21 protein-coding genes are annotated in these 18,300 nt (G+C 58.0%); 19 read left to right on the top strand and 2 right to left on the bottom strand.

The window, feature by feature from the left end:
- The first annotated feature begins 6 nt into the window (after positions 1–6).
- From ACR0D6_RS02000 to ACR0D6_RS01910, 19 genes are all read left to right on the top strand, one after another.
- The gene (locus ACR0D6_RS02000; protein ID WP_480448933.1) at positions 7–234 is read left to right on the top strand and encodes a DUF5337 domain-containing protein; all 228 of its coding nucleotides are present in this window, start codon (positions 7–9) and stop codon (positions 232–234) included.
- Positions 235–240: 6 nt separating this feature from the next.
- Positions 241–1,539: an NADH-quinone oxidoreductase subunit NuoF gene (gene nuoF, locus ACR0D6_RS01995; protein ID WP_480764280.1), complete on the top strand. Its 1,299-nt coding sequence runs from the start codon at positions 241–243 to the stop codon at positions 1,537–1,539.
- A gap of 5 nt (positions 1,540–1,544) precedes the next feature.
- Positions 1,545–1,961, top strand: coding sequence for an MAPEG family protein (locus ACR0D6_RS01990; RefSeq protein ID WP_170650680.1), 417 nt, complete (start codon positions 1,545–1,547; stop codon positions 1,959–1,961).
- Positions 1,958–2,461 (top strand): DUF3291 domain-containing protein, encoded by a 504-nt coding sequence (locus tag ACR0D6_RS01985; protein WP_480764279.1) that lies wholly within the window; start codon positions 1,958–1,960, stop codon positions 2,459–2,461. The genes ACR0D6_RS01990 and ACR0D6_RS01985 overlap by 4 nt, the downstream gene beginning before the upstream one ends.
- A gap of 81 nt (positions 2,462–2,542) precedes the next feature.
- Entirely contained in the window at positions 2,543–2,890 is a 348-nt protein-coding gene (locus ACR0D6_RS01980) for a hypothetical protein (protein ID WP_480764278.1), read from the top strand.
- A gap of 98 nt (positions 2,891–2,988) precedes the next feature.
- Positions 2,989–3,393, top strand: coding sequence for a DUF5333 domain-containing protein (locus tag ACR0D6_RS01975; RefSeq protein WP_480764277.1), 405 nt, complete (start codon positions 2,989–2,991; stop codon positions 3,391–3,393).
- Between the two features lie 3 nt (positions 3,394–3,396).
- Complete coding sequence (gene nuoG, locus ACR0D6_RS01970) at positions 3,397–5,418, top strand: NADH-quinone oxidoreductase subunit NuoG (RefSeq protein WP_480764276.1); 2,022 nt, start codon at positions 3,397–3,399, stop codon at positions 5,416–5,418.
- A complete protein-coding gene (locus tag ACR0D6_RS01965; protein WP_480764275.1) occupies positions 5,415–5,633 on the top strand; it encodes a hypothetical protein in 219 nt (72 codons plus the stop codon). Before nuoG ends, ACR0D6_RS01965 begins: the two co-directional genes overlap by 4 nt.
- Entirely contained in the window at positions 5,626–6,663 is a 1,038-nt protein-coding gene (nuoH, locus tag ACR0D6_RS01960; RefSeq protein ID WP_170650675.1) for an NADH-quinone oxidoreductase subunit NuoH, read from the top strand. The genes ACR0D6_RS01965 and nuoH overlap by 8 nt, the downstream gene beginning before the upstream one ends.
- A 2-nt stretch (positions 6,664–6,665) precedes the next feature.
- Positions 6,666–7,160, top strand: coding sequence for an NADH-quinone oxidoreductase subunit NuoI (gene nuoI / locus ACR0D6_RS01955; protein WP_170348157.1), 495 nt, complete (start codon positions 6,666–6,668; stop codon positions 7,158–7,160).
- Positions 7,157–7,567 (top strand): carboxymuconolactone decarboxylase family protein, encoded by a 411-nt coding sequence (locus ACR0D6_RS01950; RefSeq protein WP_170494155.1) that lies wholly within the window; start codon positions 7,157–7,159, stop codon positions 7,565–7,567. The genes nuoI and ACR0D6_RS01950 overlap by 4 nt, the downstream gene beginning before the upstream one ends.
- On the top strand, positions 7,564–8,166 hold the full coding sequence (locus ACR0D6_RS01945; RefSeq protein WP_170650674.1) for an NADH-quinone oxidoreductase subunit J: 603 nt from the start codon (positions 7,564–7,566) through the stop codon (positions 8,164–8,166). Before ACR0D6_RS01950 ends, ACR0D6_RS01945 begins: the two co-directional genes overlap by 4 nt.
- Before the next feature lie 4 nt (positions 8,167–8,170).
- Positions 8,171–8,476: an NADH-quinone oxidoreductase subunit NuoK gene (gene nuoK, locus ACR0D6_RS01940; RefSeq protein ID WP_005984024.1), complete on the top strand. Its 306-nt coding sequence runs from the start codon at positions 8,171–8,173 to the stop codon at positions 8,474–8,476.
- A gap of 6 nt (positions 8,477–8,482) precedes the next feature.
- Positions 8,483–10,687: an NADH-quinone oxidoreductase subunit L gene (gene nuoL, locus ACR0D6_RS01935; protein WP_480764274.1), complete on the top strand. Its 2,205-nt coding sequence runs from the start codon at positions 8,483–8,485 to the stop codon at positions 10,685–10,687.
- A complete protein-coding gene (locus ACR0D6_RS01930) occupies positions 10,687–12,231 on the top strand; it encodes an NADH-quinone oxidoreductase subunit M (protein WP_170650672.1) in 1,545 nt (514 codons plus the stop codon). The genes nuoL and ACR0D6_RS01930 overlap by 1 nt, the downstream gene beginning before the upstream one ends.
- 15 nt (positions 12,232–12,246) lie before the next feature.
- Positions 12,247–13,689, top strand: coding sequence for an NADH-quinone oxidoreductase subunit NuoN (nuoN, locus tag ACR0D6_RS01925; RefSeq protein ID WP_480448950.1), 1,443 nt, complete (start codon positions 12,247–12,249; stop codon positions 13,687–13,689).
- Between the two features lie 53 nt (positions 13,690–13,742).
- Positions 13,743–14,492 (top strand): biotin--[acetyl-CoA-carboxylase] ligase, encoded by a 750-nt coding sequence (locus tag ACR0D6_RS01920; RefSeq protein ID WP_480764273.1) that lies wholly within the window; start codon positions 13,743–13,745, stop codon positions 14,490–14,492.
- Between the two features lie 10 nt (positions 14,493–14,502).
- The gene (locus tag ACR0D6_RS01915) at positions 14,503–15,282 is read left to right on the top strand and encodes a type III pantothenate kinase (RefSeq protein ID WP_480764272.1); all 780 of its coding nucleotides are present in this window, start codon (positions 14,503–14,505) and stop codon (positions 15,280–15,282) included.
- Positions 15,279–16,946, top strand: coding sequence for a ribonuclease J (locus ACR0D6_RS01910; protein ID WP_480764271.1), 1,668 nt, complete (start codon positions 15,279–15,281; stop codon positions 16,944–16,946). Before ACR0D6_RS01915 ends, ACR0D6_RS01910 begins: the two co-directional genes overlap by 4 nt.
- Positions 16,947–16,990: 44 nt before the next feature.
- On the opposite strand, the gene ACR0D6_RS01905 is transcribed toward ACR0D6_RS01910, so the two are convergent.
- Both ACR0D6_RS01905 and ACR0D6_RS01900 read right to left on the bottom strand, forming a co-directional pair.
- Positions 16,991–17,692, bottom strand: coding sequence for an NUDIX hydrolase (locus ACR0D6_RS01905; protein WP_480764270.1), 702 nt, complete (start codon positions 17,690–17,692; stop codon positions 16,991–16,993).
- Between the two features lie 25 nt (positions 17,693–17,717).
- Positions 17,718–18,116 (bottom strand): DUF983 domain-containing protein, encoded by a 399-nt coding sequence (locus tag ACR0D6_RS01900; protein ID WP_480764269.1) that lies wholly within the window; start codon positions 18,114–18,116, stop codon positions 17,718–17,720.
- Positions 18,117–18,300: the final 184 nt, after the last annotated feature.

The following is an 18,300-nucleotide window of genomic DNA, read 5'->3' as shown; positions in this document are numbered from 1 at the left end:
GGTGAGATGGACAAGGACAAGGAACAGGCCATAGCCCGCAAGGGCCGCCATATCGGCATCGTCATAGCCGTGACGATGGCGCTTTGGCTTGCCATGAACCTGTTCATCGGTCCCGCACTGGAACTGACGACGCGACATGCACTGCTGTTTGATTTTGCCGCTCTGGCAGGGTTCATCTATGCAGGCGTCAACATTTTTCAACTCTGGCGCATGCGTCAGGATAGCCAAAGGTAAGTAGCGATGCTGAAGGATCAGGACCGGATCTTTACCAACATCTACGGGATGCACGAGCGTACGCTGAAAGGCGCGCAGGCCCGGGGGCATTGGGACGGCACCGCTGGCCTGATCGACAAGGGGCGCGACTGGATTATCCAGACCATGAAGGACTCGGGCCTTCGTGGACGTGGGGGCGCTGGTTTTCCTACGGGTCTGAAATGGTCATTCATGCCTAAGGAAAGCGATGGGCGTCCTGCCTATCTGGTGGTGAACGCGGACGAATCTGAGCCCGGCACCTGTAAAGACCGTGAAATCATGCGCCATGATCCGCATACGCTGATCGAAGGTTGCCTGATCGCGTCTTTCGCGATGAACGCGCATACCTGCTATATCTACCTGCGCGGCGAATATATCCGCGAGCGCGAAGCGCTGCAGGCCGCAATTGACGAAGCCTATGACGCCGGTCTGCTGGGCAAGAACGCCGCCGGGTCGGGCTGGGATTTCGACCTGTTCCTGCACCACGGGGCAGGGGCCTATATATGCGGCGAGGAAACCGCACTGATCGAAAGCCTTGAGGGCAAGAAGGGTATGCCGCGGATGAAACCTCCGTTCCCTGCGGGGGCGGGGCTTTATGGCTGCCCTACCACTGTGAACAACGTTGAATCCATCGCTGTCGTGCCGACGATCCTGCGCCGTGGTGCCGACTGGTTCGCGGGCTTTGGCCGCCAGAACAACGCGGGCACCAAGCTGTTTGCGATCTCGGGCCATGTGAACAACCCTTGTGTCGTCGAAGAGGCGATGTCGATTTCCTTTGAAGAGCTGATCGAAACCCATTGTGGCGGCATTCGCGGCGGATGGGATAACCTGCTGGCAGTGATCCCCGGGGGATCGTCGGTGCCTTGCGTGCGCGGTGAGAACATGCGCGATGCGATTATGGATTTCGACTATCTGCGCGGCGAATTGGGCTCGGGCCTGGGTACCGCAGCTGTGATCGTCATGGACAAGTCCACCGACATCATCAAGGCAATCTGGCGTCTGTCGAAGTTCTACAAGCATGAAAGTTGCGGCCAGTGCACGCCTTGCCGCGAAGGCACCGGCTGGATGATGCGTGTCATGGACCGGCTGGTGCGTGGTGAGGCCGAGCTGGAAGAGATCGACATGCTGTTCGACGTGACCAAGCAGGTCGAAGGACACACGATTTGCGCCTTGGGCGACGCGGCTGCCTGGCCGATCCAGGGCCTGATCCGCAACTTCCGGGATGAAATCGAGGACCGCATCAAGGCCCAGAAAACGGGCCGAATGGGTGCGATGGCAGCGGAGTGAACCTGATGGATATCTTTGCCGAATATTCCCACGCGATAGCCTCGCTGGTGATCTTTACTCTGATTGTTTTGGCCCTCTCGCCGTTTTCGGCTCTGGCCAAGGCAGGCAAAGGGCTGGCACCAGGCGCGACACCGGAGCAAGATTATTCGGATAAAGCCTACCGTTTGAACAGGGCTTACCTGAACGGAACCGAAACGCTGCCCGCCTATCTGGCGGTCACGGTAGCCGCGATCCTGCTTGGGGCCAGTCCGGTTTGGGTCAATCTGCTGGCATCGCTGGTACTGGTTGCGCGGGTTGTCATGCTGGTGATCCATCTGCGTGGTATCGGGAAACCCCACAGCGGGTTGCGGTCCGTTTTCTACGTGATCGGATGGGCCTGCATGGTCGTTCTGGCACTGATGGCACTGGTGGCGGCGTTTTGATTCAGCCTGACGGATATCATCTGGCGGAACTGAACGTGGGCCGCCTGCTGGCACCCACGGGCGACCCGCGTGTGGCCGAGTTCATGGCGAACCTTGAGCGCGTGAACGGGCTGGGCAAGCGTATGCCCGGTTTCGTCTGGATGATGGAAGGATCGGGTGAACCGGGTACCGGGAACACCGAAAACACCATCGGCGATGACCCGCAATTCGTCGCCAATCTGACAGTCTGGGAAGATGTGCAGAGCCTTGAAAAGTTTGTCTGGGGGACAATTCACAAACAGTTCTACGAACGCCGTCAGGAGTGGTTCGAAGTTCTGGGGCAAATGCACTTTGCGATGTGGTGGGTACCAGCCGGTCACAAACCCTCGCTTGATGAGGCAGTCGAACGGCTTGAACATCTGCGTTCAAATGGTCACAGCGACCATGCCTTTGGCTGGAATGAACTGAAACAAGCCACCCAATGGCGCAACAACGTTTGCGCCCCGGTAGCAGCGGAGTGAGAGCGATGAAGATCATATCGCAAAACCAAACCGTTGCGCCGGACCATCCGGCCCATGCTGCTGAACCGGAGATCTGCTGCCATGAATAAACATATCTCAGCCCTTGGACTGATCGCCGCGCTGGCCATTGTCGCAAGTTGCGGACGAGGATCGAACGATCAGGTCCTTTTCGACGGTCACGCGTTTCGAACCAAGGCCAAAGTTGTCGACAAGAAGGTGACGCTTGCGGATTTCACGGTGACCGTGGATGGCGCTTCAGTGTCGCTGGATGGTGCACGCGAAGCTGGCCGCTTTGAAGGAACCAAATACTGCATCGCCAATTTCGGCTCGTCCAAGATCGACTGGAAGGTCGGACCGGACACCGATCCTAAGAACCTGCGCATTGTGGATGACACGCTGACTTTTGCGGGAACCTGCCAAAGACCATGAGCGGTATTTTTGCATATCATCTCAGGCAAGGCCCGATGTTATTGAATAGCGTGGCCAAATCCTTTCGCTTGGGCAAACCCAAGACGAAAGGAATTGCCATGTCTGGTTTCAAGATTGCCGTATTGTCCGCTTTGCTGATCGCTCCGACGTTCGCACTAGCCAAGCCGCCCTTGCGCGAAGTCAAAGAGATCGACAACGAACTCTACTACATCGCCATTGCAAATGAGATTTCTGAGTACTGCGACGATATCAGTGGACGCAGGCTCAAGGCGATCGGGGTGATGTGGGGTTTGAAGTCAAAGGCCAATAGACTGGGTTATTCGGATGCGGAAATCCGGGCCTATGTCGAATCCGATGCCGAAAAGGCGCGGATGCGGACCAAGGGTGAGGCCTATCTGGCCCAGCACGGCGTTTCCTACGGGCAGCCACAGACATTCTGCACGCTGGGGCGGGCAGAGATTGAAAGAAACAGCGCCATTGGCGTGTATTTGAGGGCGAACTAGACCATGTCTGACCTCCGCAAAGTCAATATCGACGGGCAGGAAATCGAAGTCGACGGCGCGATGACCCTGATCCAGGCCTGCGAAGAGGCCGGGGTCGAGGTGCCGCGCTTCTGCTATCACGAGCGCCTGTCGATTGCCGGGAACTGCCGGATGTGTCTGGTGGAGGTTGTTGGCGGCCCGCCCAAACCTGCGGCCTCTTGCGCGATGCAGGTCCGCGATCTGCGTCCGGGGCCGGAAGGACAGGCGCCCGAGGTCAAGACGAACTCGCCCATGGTAAAGAAGGCCCGCGAGGGGGTGATGGAGTTTCTGCTCATCAACCACCCGCTGGATTGCCCGATCTGCGATCAGGGTGGCGAGTGCGACCTGCAGGATCAGGCGATGGCCTATGGTGTGTCGGGCTCGCGCTTCAAGGAAGCCAAGCGTGCGGTCGATGATCTGGATCTGGGGCCGTTGGTCGGCACTGCGATGACCCGCTGCATCAGTTGTACCCGTTGTGTGCGCTTCACGACCGAAGTGGCTGGGATCACTCAGATGGGTCAGACCGGACGTGGCGAGGATGCCGAGATCACCTCGTATCTGAACCAGACGCTGGATTCGAACCTGCAGGGTAATATCATCGACCTGTGCCCGGTTGGGGCGTTGACCTCAAAGCCATATGCCTTCACTGCGCGTCCTTGGGAACTGACCAAGACCGAGAGCATCGACGTGATGGATGCGCTTGGCTCGAACATCCGCGTGGATACCAAGGGGCGCGAAGTGATGCGCTTTTTGCCGCGTAACCATGACGGCGTGAACGAGGAATGGATCAGCGACAAGACCCGTTTTGTGTGGGATGGTTTGCGTCGTCAGCGTTTGGACAAGCCTTACGTGCGCGAAAACGGCAAGCTGCGCCCTGCGACATGGCCCGAAGCACTGACCAAAGCGGCTGAGGCACTGAAAGGGGCTGAGAAGCCCGCAGGGATCGTCGGTGATCTGGCCCCGGTCGAGGCTGTATTTGCCCTGAAACAGATGATCGAAGGGCAAGGCGGTGTTGTTGAATGCCGCACTGACGGGGCCAAGCTGCCTGCGGGCAATCGGGGCGCTTATGCCGGGACCGCAGCAATCGAGGATATCGACGCTGCCGAGCGTATCCTTCTGATCGGAACTAACCCGCGCGAAGAAGCACCTGTCCTGAACGCGCGCATTCGCAAGGCCTGGGCGCATGGGGCTGAGGTCGCTCTGGTTGGCCCGGCTGTGGACCTTACTTATGGCTATCACCATGTCGGAGATGACCGCGCGGCGCTGCAACAGGTCGTGGACATGGGTGGCGACGATGTGATCAAGGGCAAACGCTCGCTGGTTATTGTCGGGCAGGGCGCACTGCAAGAAGCCGACGGCGCTGCTGTTCTGGCCACCGCGCAGGCCATTGCTGCCAATACAGAAAGCGGCTTGATCGTTCTGCACACCGCCGCCGCGCGCGTGGGTGCCATGGATGTGGATGCCACCAACGAGGGTGGCATGGACGCCGTCAGCGCGGCGGATGTGATCTTTAACCTCGGGGCGGATGAGGTCGAAATCGGTGAGGGCGCTTTTGTCATCTATCAGGGCAGCCACGGCGATCGGGGCGCGCACCGCGCCGATGTGATCCTGCCGGGTGCGGCCTATACCGAAGAAAACGGCCTGTTCGTGAACACCGAAGGTCGCCCGCAACTGGCGATGCGCGCCGGATTTGCTCCGGGCGAGGCCAAGGAAAACTGGGCCATCCTGCGGGCGTTGTCTGCGGAACTGGGGGCGACATTGCCCTTCGACTCGCTGGCGCAGCTGCGCACCGCTCTGATCGAGGCGGTTCCGCATCTGGCCCGTATCGACGAGGTGATCGGGAACGAAATTCAGCCGTTGGATGCCGCGCCATTGGGCAAAGCGACGTTCCGCAATTCGGTCAAGGATTTTTATCTGACCAACCCGATTGCACGCGCCTCGCAACTGATGGCGGAACTGTCCGCGCAGGTGTTGGCCCGCAAGAACCAGAAGATCGCGGCGGAATGAACCAGACCTGTTTCATATCGCTCTCTGACACCTGTGACGTGCTAAGTGGCGCGGGCAACAGAGAATTGCGCGTGAAACGCAACAATAAGGGTGGCGCAACGGCTGCAGATGCTGTTTACACCAACGCGCCGACCCAGCCGCAGTTTGCGCAGGCACATGGCCTTTGCAACGCCCGCGGAAAACGGAATACCCACGGTGTGAGGACCAATGGCTGAATTCTTTAACACCCCAGGCGGAATAGCCATCATCATTCTGGCGCAAGTGCTTGCAGTCGTTGCCTTTGTGATGATCTCGCTGTTGTTCCTTGTGTATGGCGACCGCAAGATCTGGGCCGCAGTCCAGATGCGTCGAGGCCCCAACGTTGTGGGCGTCTATGGCATCCTGCAATCGGTGGCGGACGCGCTGAAATATGTGGTGAAAGAGGTCGTGATCCCCGCGGGTGCTGACCGCACGGTTTTCATCCTTGCTCCGCTGACATCTTTCGTTCTGGCGATGATCGCCTGGGCGGTGATCCCGTTCAACGATGGCTGGGTTCTGTCGGATATCAACGTTGCCATCCTCTATGTTTTCGCCGTGTCTTCGTTGGAAGTTTATGGCGTGATTATGGGCGGTTGGGCGTCGAACTCAAAGTACCCGTTCCTGGGTTCGCTGCGTTCTGCGGCGCAGATGATCTCGTATGAGGTCTCCATCGGCCTGATCATCATCGGCATCATCATTTCGACCGGTTCAATGAATTTCGGAGACATCGTTCGGGCACAGGATGGGTCGTTCGGCTTCTTCAGCTGGTACTGGCTGCCGCACTTCCCGATGGTATTCCTGTTCTTCATCTCGGCGCTTGCTGAGACCAACCGCCCGCCGTTCGACCTTCCGGAAGCGGAATCAGAACTGGTCGCCGGCTATCAGGTCGAATACTCGGCCACGCCCTTCCTGTTGTTCATGGCGGGTGAGTACATCGCAATCTTCCTGATGTGCGCGCTGACGTCGCTGCTGTTCTTCGGCGGCTGGCTGTCCCCGATTCCGGGCCTGCCTGATGGCGTGCTGTGGATGGTGGCGAAGATGGCGTTCTTCTTCTTCATCTTCGCGATGGTCAAGGCGATCACGCCCCGCTACCGCTATGACCAGCTGATGCGGTTGGGCTGGAAAGTATTCCTGCCGTTCTCGCTGGTTTGGGTGGTGTTCGTGGCCTTTGCGGCGAAATTCGACTGGTTCTGGGGCGCGTTCGCCCGTTGGAGCGTAGGAGGCTGATCATGACCCAAATCGACTACACCCGCGCTGCCAAATATTTCCTGCTGCAGGATTTCTGGGTCGGCATGAAGCTGGGGCTGAAGTATTTCTTTGCCCCCAAAGCCACCATCAACTATCCGCACGAAAAGGGGCCGCTGTCCCCGCGCTTTCGTGGTGAGCATGCTTTGCGCCGTTATCCCAATGGCGAGGAACGCTGCATCGCCTGCAAACTGTGTGAAGCCGTCTGCCCGGCACAAGCCATCACCATCGACGCCGAACCGCGCGAAGACGGCAGCCGCCGCACCACGCGCTATGACATCGACATGACCAAATGCATCTATTGCGGCTTCTGTCAGGAGGCTTGCCCGGTCGATGCTATCGTCGAAGGTCCGAACTTCGAATTCGCGACTGAGACCCGCGAAGAGTTGTTCTACGACAAGCAGAAACTTCTGGATAACGGCGAACGCTGGGAAGCCGAGATCGCTCGCAATCTGGAAATGGACGCGCCGTACAGATGAGTGACACGCCCCAAAATCCGTTTGAGCTGATGATGAAGCAGGCTCAGGAAATGGCCAAGGCGATGAACCCGGCGATGGAGAATTTTTCGCCCAAAGGGTTCGAGGCACTGTGGCCGACCATGCCGAAAGAGGTCATGGAGATGATGTTCGGCAACACCGTCAACAAAGACGGTCTGGATGCCAAAACCCGCCTGCTTCTGACGCTGGCCGGGCTGACCTGTCAGGGCGCTCAGGCGGACTCGGCGGTGCGTCAGACCGTGCGCCACGCACTTGAGGCTGGTGCCAAGAAACAAGAGATCGTGGAAACGATCGGTCAGATGTCGGTCTTTGCCGGCATCCCGGCCATGACCCGCGCGTTGGATCTGGCGCAGGAAGTCATGGGCGATAACGAGGATGAGGATCAATGACCGTCTTTGCCTTCTACCTGTTTGCCATCAGCGCCATCACCGGCGGGCTGTTCACGGTGATCAGCCGCCAGCCGGTGCATTCGGTGCTGTGGCTGATCCTGTCCTTCCTGTCCTCGGCGGGCCTGTTTGTTCTGCTGGGGGCCGAGTTCGTGGCGATGCTGCTGATCATCGTCTATGTGGGCGCGGTCGCGGTTCTGTTCCTCTTCGTGGTGATGATGCTGGACGTGGACTTTGCCGAGCTCAAGGCCGAGATGGCGCGCTATATGCCGCTGGCGTTGTTGATCGGATTGGTGATCCTGATGCAGTTCGTCATGGCCATCGGAGCTTGGGACAGCGCGCAGGGTGCTGCGGCTAACCTGGCCCAGCCGGTTCCGGCGGACCGCCACAATACAGAGGCGCTGGGTGTCATTCTTTACGATCAATACTTCCTTCTGTTCCAACTGGCAGGCCTGATCCTGCTGGTGGCCATGATCGGCGCCATCGTTCTGACGCTGCGCCACCGTCAGGACATCAAGCGTCAGGACATCGTCGGCCAGATGATGCGCGACCCGGCCAAGGCGATGGAGCTGAAGGATGTGAAACCGGGGCAGGGACTTTGAGACGATGATCGGACTTGAACACTATCTTACGGTCGCGGCGACGCTGTTCGTCATCGGCATCTTCGGTCTCTTCCTGAACCGCAAGAACGTCATCATCCTGCTGATGAGCATCGAATTGATGCTGCTGGCGGTGAATATCAACTTGGTGGCGTTTTCCAGTTTCCTCGGCGATCTGGTCGGGCAGGTGTTTACGCTTTTCGTGCTGACCGTGGCGGCGGCCGAGGCGGCGATCGGGCTGGCCATTCTGGTCTGTTTCTTCCGCAACCGTGGGACCATCGCGGTTGAAGACGTCAATATGATGAAGGGGTAAGGGAACATGGAAACCACCATCCTCTTTGCCCCGCTCGTGGGCGCCATCCTGTGCGGGTTCGGCTGGAAATTCATTGGCGAAAAAGCCGCCATGTGGACCGCGACTGGCCTGCTGTTTTTGGCCTGTCTGCTCAGCTGGATCGTGTTCTTCACCTTTGACGGGCACACCCAGCAGATCGAGATCATGCGCTGGATCGAAAGCGGTTCGTTGTCGACAAGCTGGGCGATCCGTCTGGACCGTCTGACCGCGATCATGCTGATCGTGGTGACGACCGTTTCGGCGCTGGTGCACCTCTATTCCTTCGGCTACATGGATCACGATCCGCAATGGCGCGAAGGCGAAAGCTATAAGCCCCGTTTCTTTGCCTATCTCAGCTTCTTTACCTTCGCGATGCTGATGCTGGTGACGTCGGACAACCTGGTTCAGATGTTCTTTGGTTGGGAGGGCGTGGGTGTCGCATCTTACCTGCTGATCGGGTTCTACTATCGCAAACCGACAGCCAACGCCGCTGCCATCAAGGCTTTTGTCGTCAACCGGGTGGGTGACTTTGGCTTTGCACTGGGGATTTTTGCGCTGTTTTTCCTGACCGACAGCATCAATTTTTCCGACGTGTTTGCAGCCGCACCGTCACTGGCGGAAAGCAAGCTGACCTTCCTGTGGGGCGAGTGGTCTTCGATCGAGGTCGTCTGCGTGTTGCTGTTCATCGGTGCGATGGGCAAGTCGGCGCAATTGATCCTGCACACCTGGTTGCCGGACGCGATGGAGGGCCCGACGCCCGTGTCGGCACTGATCCACGCTGCGACAATGGTGACGGCGGGCGTGTTCCTGGTATGCCGGATGTCGCCGCTGTTCGAATTCGCGCCGGGTGCGGCGGGTTTCGTGACGGTGCTTGGCGCATCGACTGCATTCTTTGCCGCGACCATTGGTCTGGTTCAGACGGACATCAAACGTGTCATCGCCTATTCGACCTGCTCTCAGCTGGGGTACATGTTTGTGGCTGCTGGTGTGGGCATGTACTCGGCGGCAATGTTCCACCTGTTCACGCACGCCTTCTTTAAGGCTCTGCTGTTCCTTGGTGCCGGTTCGGTCATCCACGCGATGCATCATGAGCAGGACATGATGAACTATGGCAATCTGCGGAAAAAGATCCCTTATACCTTCTGGGCGATGATGATCGGCACTTTGGCCATCACTGGGGTTGGTATCCCACTGACGACCTTTGGTTTTGCCGGGTTCCTTTCCAAGGATGCCATTATCGAGAGTGCTTACGCGGGTGGTTCGGCCTATGGCTTCTGGCTGTTGGTAATCGCTGCTGCGTTCACTTCGTTCTATTCGTGGCGTCTGATCTTCCTGACCTTCTATGGTGAGGAGCGCGGCGACAAACATACGCACGAACATGCGCATGAAAGCCCGGTGACCATGCTGGTTCCGCTGGGTGTTCTGTCATTGGGTGCCGTGTTCGCGGGTATGATCTGGTACGGCAACTTCTTTGGGCATTCAGATCAGGTCGGGAAATTCTATGGCATCCCGATGAGCGGCGCTGAGGTGCACGCAGATGCGGGCGATCATGGCGAAAGCAAAGGGCACGGTGAAGAAGAGCACGGTGACGAAGCTGCAGCCACGCATGGTGAAGAAGCTGGCCATGGCGAAGAAACCGCGCATGCGGCGACGTCGGATGAAGGACATGGCGAGGCCGTTGCAGATGATGGCCACGGCAAGACTGCTGATGGGCACCATGCATCCTTTGCAGGTAAGCCGGGTGAAGGCGCGATCTATATTTCGCCAGACAATCATGTGCTTGACGATGCACACTCCGCACCGAAATGGGTGAAAGTGTCACCGTTCATCGCGATGGTCCTGGGCTTTGCGTTGTCTTACCTCTTCTACATCGTGAACCCTTCGTTGCCGGGGCGTCTGGCAGAAAACCAGCGCCATCTGTACCAGTTCCTGCTGAACAAGTGGTATTTCGATGAAATTTACGACGCGGTTTTCGTCAAGCCGACACTGGCCTTGGGGCGGTTCCTGTGGAAGCGCGGTGACGGCAACACAATCGACGGCTTCCTGAACGGAGTAGCAATGGGCGTTGTACCCTTCTTTACCCGCCTCGCAGGCAAGGCGCAGACGGGTTACATCTTTACTTACGCCTTCTGGATGGTTCTGGGCATTGCCGCCCTGGTCACCTGGATGTCGATTGGCGGAGGCGCTCACTGATGGACAATATCCTATCCATTGTCACATTCATTCCCGCCATCGCGGCGCTGATACTGGCGCTGTTTCTGCGGGGTGAAGATGCCGCTGCACAACGGAACGCGAAATGGGTTGCGCTGGTTGCGACGACCGTAACGTTCCTGGTGTCGATCGGCATCTATACCGACTTTGACCCGTCGAATACCGGCTTCCAGATGGTGGAAGAGGGTAAGTGGCTGATGGGCCTGAAGTACAAGATGGGTGTGGACGGTATCAGCGTTCTGTTCGTTCTCCTGACCACTTTCATCATGCCACTGACCATTCTGGCCAGCTGGAACGTGACTGACCGCGTCAAGGAATACATGATCGCCTTCCTGCTGCTGGAAACGCTGATGCTGGGCGTGTTCATGGCGCTGGATCTGGTGCTGTTCTACCTGTTCTTCGAAGCGGGCCTGATTCCGATGTTCCTGATCATTGGTATCTGGGGCGGCAAGGAACGCATTTATGCCAGCTTCAAGTTCTTCCTATATACCTTCCTCGGCTCGGTGCTGATGCTGGTCGCCATGGTGGCGATGTATGCGGATGCGGGCACAACCGACATTGAAGCGTTGATGAGCCATCAGTTCTCGTCCGAAAGCTTCAGTGTTCTGGGCATCTACGTCGTTGGCGGGATGCAGACACTGATGTTCCTGGCCTTCTTTGCTTCGTTTGCGGTGAAAATGCCGATGTGGCCGGTGCATACCTGGTTGCCCGATGCCCACGTTCAGGCGCCGACTGCCGGTTCCGTGGTTCTGGCCGCGATCCTATTGAAAATGGGTGGATACGGTTTCCTGCGTTTCTCGTTGCCGATGTTCCCGGTGGGATCAGCTGTGATGACGGACCTTGTGCTGTGGATGTCAGCGATTGCCGTCGTCTACACCTCGCTGGTTGCGCTGGTGCAGGAGGACATGAAAAAGCTGATCGCCTATTCCTCGGTCGCGCATATGGGTTTTGTCACGATGGGGATATTCGCGGCGAACCAGCAGGGCGTGGACGGGGCGATCTTCCAGATGCTCAGCCACGGCTTCATCTCGGCTGCTCTCTTCCTCATCGTCGGTGTGATCTATGACCGGATGCACACCCGCGATATCGAGGCCTATGGCGGACTGGTGATCAGGATGCCTGCCTATGCGCTGGTCTTCATGCTGTTTACCATGGCCAATGTGGGGCTGCCCGGCACCTCTGGATTTGTCGGTGAATTCCTGACGCTTATGGGTGCGTTCCAGGTCAATACCTGGGTCACCGCGGTGGCCGCCTCGGGCGTGATCTTTTCGGCCGGTTATGCGCTGTGGCTTTACCGGCGGGTCGTCTTTGGCGACCTGATCAAGGAAAGCCTCAAGTCGATCACCGACATGAGCACGCGTGAGCGTGTGGTGTTTGCTCCGCTGATCGTCATGACCATTTTGTTGGGCGTTTACCCGTCGCTGGTGACCGATGTGATCGGCAACTCTACTGCCGCGCTGATTTCGAACTATGACACGGCTCTGGCCGCGGCTGAGGCCGCGACCCAGGTTGCCGCTTCGCATTAAGGGGGCTTTGGAGACATGATCCAAGCTGATCTGATTGTAATTCTGCCGGAAATCGTTCTGGCGATCTATGCGATGGCGGCGCTGATCGGGGCTGTCTATACCTCAAAGGACGCGCTGGGTCCGCTGTTGGTCTGGACCACCGCTGGCCTTATGGTTTTGCTGTCTTTCTGGATCGCAACGCAAGGTGGCGGCACCAAGGTGGCATTCAACGGAATGTTCACTGACGACAGTTTCGCCCGTTTTGCGAAGGTGGCGATCCTGCTTTCCGCAGCAGCGGTTCTGGTGATGAGTCAGGAGTACATGGCGCGCCGGGGGCTGTTGCGTTTCGAATACCCCATACTGATCGCGCTTGCCGCAGTCGGCATGATGATGATGGTCAGCGCCAGCGATTTGATGTCGCTTTACATGGGGCTGGAACTGCAATCGCTGTCACTTTACGTGGTTGCGGCCCTGCGCCGTGACAGTGCCAAATCGACTGAAGCTGGTTTGAAGTATTTTGTGCTTGGCGCGCTCAGCTCGGGCCTGTTGCTCTATGGCGCATCGCTTGTCTATGGCTTTACCGGCACCACCCTGTTCTCGGGCATCATTCAAACGGTCAATGAGGGAGAGGTTTCTGTTGGCCTGCTGTTTGGTCTGATCTTCCTGATTTCAGGTCTGGCCTTCAAAGTATCCGCGGTTCCGTTCCACATGTGGACACCGGATGTTTACGAAGGGTCGCCCACACCGATTACCGCGTTCTTTGCAACCGCGCCGAAGGTCGCCGCGATGGCGTTGTTCGCGCGTGTTCTTCACGACGCCTTTGGCTCTGTTGTCTCGGATTGGCAGCAGGTCATCGTGCTGTTGTCGGTTCTTTCCATGTTCCTTGGCGGTATCGCTGCCATCGGGCAACGGGATATCAAACGGCTTATGGCGTATTCTTCGATTGCGCATATGGGCTATGCCCTGATCGGATTGGCCGCGGGTACGGAAATGGGCGTCAAGGCGATGCTGCTGTATCTGGCAATCTACATCACAATGAATGTTGGCACCTTCGCCTTTATCCTGATGATGGAGCGCGATGGGCAGCCAGTTACCGATATCGATGCGTTGCGTCAGTATTCGCGCCGCGATCCGGGTAAGGCACTGGCGGTACTGATCCTGATGTTCAGCCTTGCCGGTGTTCCACCGATGTTGGGCTTTTTTGCCAAATTTGGCGTCTGGCAGGCTGGTGTCGATGCGGGTCTGACCGGTCTGGTCATTGCCTCGGCCATCGCCTCAGCCATCGGTGCGTTCTATTACCTGCGGATCGTGTTCTACATGTACTTCGGAGAAGAAAACGAGGATCCGATCGAGACCAACTCATCTCCCGTCCTATGGGGTGCGCTGATGGGGTCGGCGGCATTGATGCTGTTTGGTGTGTTCTATCAGTTTGGTGTTGAAGGCGCGGCAGCGGCCGCGGCAGCAACGCTTGTCAACTAAGAGAAACCGAAACAACATTGGGGGGCTCGGTCACATGACCGGGCCTTTTTGACATGAATGACTGGCCACAGGGGTATGGGCTGCATGTCCTGCAGGAAGTAGACAGCACCCTGAGTGAAGCCGCCCGGATCGCGCCCTCTGCACAAGGTCCGGTGTGGATCATGGCGTACCACCAAACGGCCGCCCGTGGGCGGCGAGGGCGCGCATGGGCGAACCCCAAAGGCAATCTGGCTGCCACATTGCTTTTGCGCCCTGACGGCCCGCCCGAGCGTGCGGCGCTGCGCAGTTTTGTGGCCGCACTTGCGTTGTTCGATGCCTGTGTCGCGGTGACCGGGCGCGCTGCGGGGCTGTCTCTGAAATGGCCCAACGATGTTTTGCTGAATGGTGGGAAACTGGCGGGAATTCTGTTGGAAAGCACCGGGCAGGGCAACGGCGTCACCCACCTGGCCATCGGTATCGGTGTTAACCTGACCGAGGCCCCGAGTGTGGACGCGGTTGAACCGGGCGCGGTTCGCCCCGTCTCATTGTTGTCCGAAACCGGAGCGCAGGTCGAGCCAGAGGACTTTCTGACCGAACTGGCCGCCGCATACGACCGCTACGAGGTTCAGTTCAACACTTATGGGTTCGAGCCCATCCGAACCGCGTGGCTGGCCCGCGCGGCCCGTCTGGGAGAGGTCATTACCGCCCGCACCGCGGCGTCGGAAACAGTGGGTACGTTCGAAACGGTGGACGCGCAGGGCAACCTTGTCTTAAACACCGCCAAGGGTCGCGTCGGAATTCCCGCCGCGGACATATATTTCTAAGGGGGCGCAAATGCTTCTGGCCATTGACTGCGGCAATACCAATACGGTGTTCTCGATTTGGGACGGCGAGGAATTTCTGTGCACTCTGCGCACTTCGACCCACCATGCGCGCACCGCTGATGCCTATTTTACTTGGTATTCGACATTGGTGCGGCACTATGGAATAGAGGCGCAGATCACGGATGTCATCATCGCATCAACTGTTCCGCGCGTCGTGTTCAACCTGCGCGTATTTGCGGATCGGTTCTTTGGCTGCCGCCCGCTAGTGGTAGGTAAGCCCGACTGCCTGTTGCCGGTCAATCCGCGCGTCGATGAAGGCACCCATCCCGGGCCGGACCGGCTTGCCAATGCAGCGGGGGCATTCGATCGGCACGGCGGAAACATCGTCGTCGTGGATTTCGGTACGGCGACAAACTTTGATGTAGTTGCCGCTGACGGGGCTTATGTCGGTGGGATTATTGCCCCTGGCGTGAACCTCAGCCTTGAGGCGTTGCATCAGGGGGCTGCGGCCTTGCCCCATATCGACGTCACCCGCCCGGAAAAAGTGATCGGAACAAACACCGTCGGCTGTATTCAGTCCGGCGTCTACTGGGGGCACTCGGGCCTGATCGAGGGGCTGATCTCCCGTATCAAGGCCGAATATGGAATGCCAATGAAGGTGGTCGGAACCGGGGGGCTTGCGCCCTTGTTCGATCAGGCAGATGTAGGTTTCGACGCAATCGAAGACGATCTGACGATGCACGGGCTGACCGTGATTCATCGCTATAACAAGGATAATGGCTCGGAATGAGCAGTGACAGATTGATTTACCTGCCCCTTGGCGGCGCGGGCGAAATTGGCATGAACGCCTATGTATACGGCTATGGCAAACCCGGGAAAGAAAGGCTGATCCTAGTGGATCTGGGTGTTGCATTCTCGGATATGGACACCTCGCCCGGTGTTGATCTGATATTCGCGGATGTCACATGGTTGAAAGAAAACGCTGATCGGTTGGAGGCGATTTTCATCACCCACGCGCACGAGGATCACATAGGCGCGGTGGCGCATTGCTATGACGCACTCAATGTGCCGGTCTATGCACGCACCTTCACCGCTAATATCGCGCGGCGTAAGATGGAAGAGCATGGCCAGCCACCCGAGGCCGTTCACACGGTTTCCAGCTGGCCCGAACAGGTTTCCGCAGGGCCGTTCACTGTTGGGTTTTTGCCGGTGTCGCATTCAATCCCTGAAAGCGCTGGTCTGGTCATCGATACCCCGGCCGGGCGCATCGTGCATACCGGTGATTTCAAGCTGGATACGAATCCAGTTGTGGGCGAAGCATTCGACGCGGAGCTATGGGCCGAGGTTGCGAAACCGGGTGTCAAAGCACTTGTTTGCGACAGTACGAATGTGTTCTCGACCCATCCCGGACGCTCTGAATCCGAAGTTGGGCCAGAGATCGTCAAACTGGTTGAAAGCGCAGCGGGAATGGTTATTGCCACGACCTTTGCCTCCAATGTCGCACGCGTGAAAACTTTGGCCGAGGCTGGGGAACGGGCAGGGCGGTCTGTTGTTTTGTTGGGTCGCGCCATGCGCCGGATGATCGAGGCGGCGACTGAGACGGGAATACTGTCCGACTTTCCGCGCGTCATCAGCGCGGAAGAGGCCGTGGACCTTCCGCGACAGAACCTCATGTTGATCGTAACCGGCAGTCAAGGCGAGCGACGCGCCGCCAGCGCGCAACTAGCCCGGGGAAAATATCGCGGTCTGGAGGTCAAAGAAGGCGATCTGTTCCTGTTTTCGTCCAAGACCATTCCGGGCAACGAGCGCGGCGTGATCCGTATCATGAACCAGTTCAGTGAAAAGGGCGTGGACGTGGTAGACGACAGTTCCGGCCGCTATCACGTTTCAGGTCACGCGAACCGTCCTGATCTGGAAAAAGTTCATGCACTGATTAATCCGCAAATGGTGATCCCGATGCACGGCGAGCATCGCCATCTGCGAGAGCACGTGAAGCTTGCCGAAAGCGGCGGGCGTGCCGGAATTCTGGCGGTAAACGGCATGATGCTGGACCTGTCCGGCAATTCGCCCACCGTTGCCGAATATGTTGAAACCGGACGCACCTATCTGGACGGGTCGGTCAAAATCGGTGCGATGGACGGCGTGGTTCGGGATCGCATTCGAGTGGCTTTGAACGGTCATGTGACCATAACGGTTATACTGGATGAAGAGGACGAGCCGCTTGGCGAGCCGTGGTGCGATACGATCGGCCTGCCGGAAACCGGTTCTTCGCGCGCGGCATTGGTCGAGGTGCTGGAAGAGGATCTGAACCAGTTCCTTATGCGAGCCGGGGCCAAGACAATGCGTGACGATGACAAGCTTGAGGGTGAACTGCGCCGGATCGCGCGTCAGACTTCGCAAGCCGAGATAGGTAAGAAACCCGAAGTCACGGTGGTTGTCAGCCGCATGCGATGAGGCGGCGCACCAACTGGTGCGCCACATTCTCGCAGGCAGCCCGGTCAGTCCAGTTCTGGCATTGGATAACCTCTGAGACGCAGGAACAGGCTGGCCTCTTCATTGTTGAGGAAGAATGGGACCGACAAGGGCGGCGCGCGGTCTTTCACGCGCTCGCCAATCTCAGCCAGAACGACTTCGGTAATGAATGGAAGATCGAATTCTCGGGCTTCACTGAGTTTGATCCATTGCAGATGCGATAACTCGTCCGAGGCACGGGCGAAATCGTCAAGATCGCCCTGAATTTCATCCGCATCCACCAGAAAAAACCGGGCGTCAAATCGCCGTGGGCGTCCGGGGGGCGTCAGGGCCCGGAACACAAACTGAAGGGCGTTTGCGGCTGGTTGATAACCCATGTCCGCAAAACCGGTCCAATCCTCGGGGATGTCCCCGGTCCATGAACCACGGCGTCCTAAAATCAGCCCCGTTTCCTCCCAAAGCTCGCGGATTGCTGCTACGGCCAAAGCGTCTTGCAACCCATCCTCGGCTTTTTCAGCAAGCCGATCGAAGCAAACCGATGGAAGCGGTGTGGCCAAAGGGATATCTGCATCCGCCGCATCGACGGCACCACCGGGAAAGACAAATTTGTTGGGCATGAACGCAGCCTTCGCCCCGCGTTGCCCCATCAGAATTGCCGGTTCAGTCATGCGGTCACGTAGAACGATCACCGTTGCGGCGTTTCGAATTGCGGTTTTGTCTGTGCTCATTTCCCCTCCTGCCTGTTGAAAGGGGTTAGTCGGATTTTCCGAACCCGTGCATGCGGCGCGCCCATTGATAAGCGACGACCACCCCCTTCAGCCTCGGTAGAAGGTAGAGGGAGAGCGCCAGGCAACCAAGAGCAAAGATCAAAAACAACGTCAGCGGCTCGGGTCGCCAGTGAACGTATGATACGTGCAGAGCGGGGGCCATAAGGTGGCCAACGATCAGGATTGTTAGATATGCTGGTCCATCATCCGCGCGATGGTGGAACAGTTCCTGCCCACAATGTGCGCACCCGTCGTTTACCTTCAGGTAGCTGTGCAGCAGTTTTCCCTTGCCACAGTTTGGGCACTTGCAACGAAATCCTTTGACTATAGCCGGCCATGTGGGGCGCTCGTCCGTTGCCGATACGTCGATTGAGTTATCTGTCATAGTGATACTCGCGCGTTGGAATGGAGCGATATTGCACATGTTTGCTGGCGATGGGAATGAGCCTGCAGGGGTGTTGCGTCGTGATGCCGCGAAAAAAGAGGATTCAGAGTCAGTTTCAATAGATCCGGTTTGGGCAAAAAGTATTTCTAAATGGCGACGGAATTCTGACTGCGCTGCGTTTGAA

It is taken from the genome of Ruegeria sp. BJ6, assembly GCF_056537885.1.
The sequence above is the reverse complement of the archived record's forward strand: the minus strand, read 5'-3'. Positions and strand labels throughout refer to the sequence as shown.

Bases quoted from the DNA above. Each gene is read 5' to 3' on its own strand.
- ACR0D6_RS02000 (WP_480448933.1), top strand. From the start codon at position 7: ATGGACAAGGACAAGGAACAGGCCATAGCCCGCAAGGGCCGCCATATC.
- nuoF (WP_480764280.1), top strand. From the start codon at position 241: ATGCTGAAGGATCAGGACCGGATCTTTACCAACATCTACGGGATGCAC.
- ACR0D6_RS01990 (WP_170650680.1), top strand. From the start codon at position 1,545: ATGGATATCTTTGCCGAATATTCCCACGCGATAGCCTCGCTGGTGATC.
- ACR0D6_RS01980 (WP_480764278.1), top strand. From the start codon at position 2,543: ATGAATAAACATATCTCAGCCCTTGGACTGATCGCCGCGCTGGCCATT.
- ACR0D6_RS01975 (WP_480764277.1), top strand. From the start codon at position 2,989: ATGTCTGGTTTCAAGATTGCCGTATTGTCCGCTTTGCTGATCGCTCCG.
- nuoG (WP_480764276.1), top strand. From the start codon at position 3,397: ATGTCTGACCTCCGCAAAGTCAATATCGACGGGCAGGAAATCGAAGTC.
- ACR0D6_RS01965 (WP_480764275.1), top strand. From the start codon at position 5,415: ATGAACCAGACCTGTTTCATATCGCTCTCTGACACCTGTGACGTGCTA.
- nuoH (WP_170650675.1), top strand. From the start codon at position 5,626: ATGGCTGAATTCTTTAACACCCCAGGCGGAATAGCCATCATCATTCTG.
- nuoI (WP_170348157.1), top strand. From the start codon at position 6,666: ATGACCCAAATCGACTACACCCGCGCTGCCAAATATTTCCTGCTGCAG.
- ACR0D6_RS01950 (WP_170494155.1), top strand. From the start codon at position 7,157: ATGAGTGACACGCCCCAAAATCCGTTTGAGCTGATGATGAAGCAGGCT.
- ACR0D6_RS01945 (WP_170650674.1), top strand. From the start codon at position 7,564: ATGACCGTCTTTGCCTTCTACCTGTTTGCCATCAGCGCCATCACCGGC.
- nuoK (WP_005984024.1), top strand. From the start codon at position 8,171: ATGATCGGACTTGAACACTATCTTACGGTCGCGGCGACGCTGTTCGTC.
- nuoL (WP_480764274.1), top strand. From the start codon at position 8,483: ATGGAAACCACCATCCTCTTTGCCCCGCTCGTGGGCGCCATCCTGTGC.
- ACR0D6_RS01930 (WP_170650672.1), top strand. From the start codon at position 10,687: ATGGACAATATCCTATCCATTGTCACATTCATTCCCGCCATCGCGGCG.
- nuoN (WP_480448950.1), top strand. From the start codon at position 12,247: ATGATCCAAGCTGATCTGATTGTAATTCTGCCGGAAATCGTTCTGGCG.
- ACR0D6_RS01920 (WP_480764273.1), top strand. From the start codon at position 13,743: ATGAATGACTGGCCACAGGGGTATGGGCTGCATGTCCTGCAGGAAGTA.
- ACR0D6_RS01915 (WP_480764272.1), top strand. From the start codon at position 14,503: ATGCTTCTGGCCATTGACTGCGGCAATACCAATACGGTGTTCTCGATT.
- ACR0D6_RS01910 (WP_480764271.1), top strand. From the start codon at position 15,279: ATGAGCAGTGACAGATTGATTTACCTGCCCCTTGGCGGCGCGGGCGAA.
- ACR0D6_RS01905 (WP_480764270.1), bottom strand. From the start codon at position 17,692: ATGAGCACAGACAAAACCGCAATTCGAAACGCCGCAACGGTGATCGTT.
- ACR0D6_RS01900 (WP_480764269.1), bottom strand. From the start codon at position 18,116: ATGACAGATAACTCAATCGACGTATCGGCAACGGACGAGCGCCCCACA.